Source organism: Rhizobacter sp. P3_C12 (genome assembly GCF_056402735.1).
Genome location: NZ_JBFUGW010000426.1, coordinates 1 through 3,723, shown reverse-complemented (window position 1 = coordinate 3,723; position 3,723 = coordinate 1). Strand labels below are relative to the sequence as shown.

3 protein-coding genes and 1 pseudogene are annotated in these 3,723 nt (G+C 70.2%); all 4 read right to left on the bottom strand.

Features of this window, described 5'->3' with window-relative positions; translation table 11 throughout:
• Nucleotides 1-236: pseudogene (locus AC1DXV_RS32495) on the bottom strand (type II toxin-antitoxin system HipA family toxin YjjJ); the annotation flags it as partial.
• 117 nt (nucleotides 237-353) lie between these two features.
• Nucleotides 354-2,603, bottom strand: a complete 2,250-nt coding sequence (locus tag AC1DXV_RS32490) for a sensor histidine kinase (protein WP_477937606.1) — start codon at nucleotides 2,601-2,603, stop codon at nucleotides 354-356.
• A 31-nt stretch (nucleotides 2,604-2,634) separates the two neighbouring features.
• On the bottom strand, nucleotides 2,635-3,369 hold the full coding sequence (locus AC1DXV_RS32485) for a LuxR C-terminal-related transcriptional regulator (RefSeq protein ID WP_047511496.1): 735 nt from the start codon (nucleotides 3,367-3,369) through the stop codon (nucleotides 2,635-2,637).
• 144 nt (nucleotides 3,370-3,513) lie between these two features.
• Nucleotides 3,514-3,723: zinc-binding dehydrogenase (locus tag AC1DXV_RS32480; protein WP_477937604.1), on the bottom strand; the 210-nt coding region annotated here is incomplete at its 5' end.

Sequence of the window (3,723 nt, the reverse complement as noted above, 5' to 3'; positions counted from 1 at the left end):
GCGTCGCCGTGCGCGTCGATGCGGTACAGCGGCAACGGGTTCATGTCGCCGCGCAGCGCGCGGCGTGCGGCGTAGGCGGTGCGGCGCGCGCTGCCGCGCGTGATGACGGCCGGCCCGGCGGCGCGCACGGCGCGCATCAGCGTCGGCCGGCTCACCTGCAGCAGCTCCAGCAGCCGGCCGGCCGGCATCCGCTGCCAGGTGCGCAGCGTGGAAACGAGGCGGTCGGCGATCGTCATCGTGAAACGATACTTTTCAGGTGGAAAATCGATTTTCCATAGGTGAAAATGAATGAATCGTCGTTTTCAGTGAAACGATTCATGTAACGATTATATCGAGCCCCGGGAGGGGCCGTGTCAGCGCCGCTCCGACAGCTGCCTGATCGTCACCCGGCAGCGGATCCCGACCGCGCCGGCTTCCTTCCACTCGACCTCGCCGCCCAGCTGCTTCACCCGCTTGCGCACGCCGCCCAGCCCGAGCCCGTGGGCCCAGGCCTGCGGGTCGCGGCCGAGGCCGTTGTCGGTGATCGTCAGCTCCAGCCGGTCCTGCAGCAGGTGGAACTCGATGTCGACGCGGCGCGCCTTCGCATGCGCGATCGCGTTGCTCACCAGCTCGCGCATCACGCGCGTCAGCGCCGACCACTGCACGACAGTCAGCGAGATGTCGCGGTCGAAGGTGAGGTTCCAGCCGAGCTCGATGTGCGCCGCCGTGAGCCGTTGTGTCAGGTCGGCCTTCCATTCGGCGGCGGCGTGCGACAGCGGGTGGTTCGGCGCGGCGAGCCCGCGCGTCAGCGTCTTCAGGTCCTGCAGCGTGTGCCGCACGTACTCTTCCATCTCGGGCGACTGCGCCTTGTACATCAGCGTCAGCAGCCGCGCGCCGATGTCGTCGTGCAGGTCCTGCGCCAGGCGCAGCCGCTCTTCGCTGCGGCCTTGCTCCACCGCCTTGTCGAACGCGATCGCGCGGCGCAGCTGCTCGAGGATGCGTTCGGCCAGCCGCGCGTCTTCCGACGTGAAGAGCCGCCGCCCGCGGTGCGCGAAACGCAGCACCACCGAGCCGGGCAGCCCGTCGCCGACGCCGGGCAGCTGCGGCACCGGCACCACCAGCGTCGAGCCGTCGCCGGCCACGCGGGCGCTGCGCGTGGCCTTCTCGACCACCACCGCCTCCATCGGATCGAACAGCTCGCGCAGCAGCTGCATCAGCATGTCCGATGCACGCTCGGGGTGCGTCTCCACCTCGCGCGCCATGCGGTAGAGCTTCTCGAACATGCGCTCGGTCGTCAGCACGTTGCTGCCGAGCAGCTGGTTCAGGATCCACTGCCGCGCGCCGGCGTAGATGCCCAGCGACAGGAACAGCGCCAGCGTCACCGAGGCGAACTGGCCGAGCGAGAACACCGCGACGAACAACAGGTCGAGCGAGGTCGCGATCGTGCTCACCGCCGCGAGCAGCGAGAACTCGCGCATCACCTGCTGCGATTTCGACAGGAACGGCACCAGCAGCAGCAGCGACGCGAAGAACACGTACCAGATCGCCGGCCCGATGTTGACCATCTGCTGCTGCACCGCCGGCAGCCGGTGGCCGGCAGCGATCGCGATGGTCAGCAGCACCCAGGTGCTGATCGCCATCACGCCGAAGCGGCGCATCACGACCGCGAACGGGTGCGGCTCGCGCCGGTACCACCAGCTCAGCAGCGCGAGCGCTGCCAGGCCCAGCAGCGTGACGCCGCCCTGCGCCCACCACCAGGCGCCGCGCAGCGATCCGCCGGCGCACAGCGCCGCGAGCAGCAGCGCGCTGCTCCAGCCGAGCCACGCGATGYGCCGCCCGCCGATCGRCTGCTGGTGCGCCGGGTAGGCGGCATGCACCAGCGCCGCGGCGGTGAGCAGGTCGAACGCCAGGCGCAGCGGCATGTCCCAGCGCAGGAAGCCGAGCGGCAGGCCGAGCTGCAGCGTCGACTCGACGGCCATGCAGGCGAGGCTGCCGGCCTGGCACAGCGAGGCCACGGCATACAGCAGGTTGCGCATCGACGGCTTGGCCAGCAGCACCACCATCGCGACCAGGTACAGCGTCAGGCTCAGCGCCGACAGCACCCAGAACATCGAACCCAGCCGCAGCAGCCCGCGCGGCTGCAGCGCGAGCTCCACCTGCCGTCCGCCGATGAAGAAGACCCGCACGGCGCTGCCGCCCATCACCGCGGCGACCTGCTGGTGCTGGTCGAAGTGGCGTTCGCGCTGCGTGTCGCCCATGATCCAGCGCGGCGAGCGCTGCAGCGCCAGGCCGTCGACGATCGCGACCTGGCCGTTGTCGTTCAGCAGGCCGACGAGTGCGCGGCCCTCGAGTGGCTTCAGCGCGGCGTCGTCGGCGTGCACGAGCTCGACCTCGCCCTGCGCGCCGACACGCCAGTCGGCCGGCAGGTGCGGTTGCGCGGCCAGCCAGCGGGCCGTCATCACGAGGGCCACGCAGCCGAGCAGCGCGGCCACCACCAGCAGGCGCAGCCGCCAGCCCATCCAGCGCGACAGGCGCTGGTCGTCGCCGAGCGCGGGGTCGATCAGCCCGGAGTCGAGTGCGGAGTCGGTGTGCAGGCTCGCCGGCCGCGTCGCGGGGTTGTCCATGCGCGGTGGTCAGCCCCGGTGGGCCGAGGACTTAGACCAGGCCCTGCTTGCTGGCCAGCACGGCCGCTTCGGCGCGGCTGGACACGTTGAGTTTCTTGTAGATCGACTTGATGTGGTCGTTGACCGTGAACCACTTGATGCCCATCAGGTTCGCGATCTCCTTGATCGTGAAGCCCTTGCTGAGGTAGGTCAGCACCTCGCTCTCGCGCGGGGTCAGGCGCTCGTGGTCGAGCGGTGCGCCGCGGCCGAGCGGCATCGGGCGGCTGCTCTGGAAGCCCGACGGTGCCGGCTCCGACAGCCCGCCCATGCCGCCGGGGCCCTGGCGGAAGTGGCCCAGCAGCCGGCGCGCGATGGCCGGCGACAGCGGCGGCTGGCCGCGCACGATCTTCTGCAGCTCCTCGACCAGCACCTCGAAGCGGTCTTCCTTCAGCAGGTAGCCGTCGGCGCCGCATTGCAGCGCGGGGAACAGGTGGTCGTCGTCGGAGTACAGCGTGGTGACGATCTTGGTGGCCGGGTAGCGGGCCAGCTCGGCCAGCAGCTCCATGCCGTTGCCGTCGGGCAGTTCCAGGTCGACCAGGATCAGCTTGAACGGGTCGGTGGCGGCCTCGACCTTCTGCCGGTCGGGCAGGCCGATGTGGCGGCGTGCGCTCTCGAGGTCGCCGGCTTCGGTGATGGCGATCGTGTCGCTGAAGCTTTCGCGCACCACGCGGCACAGGAAGCTGCGCGCAACGGGGTTGTCTTCGACGATCAGGACCTTGATTGCCATGCCGTGGTGCCGGGGAAGAGCAGAGGGGGACGCGGGATGCGCCCTGCATCGTAGCGCACTCCCCCTGCAACAAGCTGTGTCCAGCCGTGTGCGGCGCGGCCGTCCCCCTTGGGTGAAGGGGGCGGGCTGCTCAGCGCGCAGGGTTCAGCGGTTCACCAGCACGATCTTCCCTTGCACCTGGCGGCTGCCCATGCGGGTGAACGCATCCGACAGCGCGCTCATCGGCAGCGTGCGATCGATCGCTGGCTTGATCTTGCCCTGCGCATACCAGCCGGCCAGCTCGGCCAGCGCGCGGGCGTTGTTCTTCGGCTCGCGGCGCGCGAACTCGCCCCAGAACACGCCGACGATCGAGGC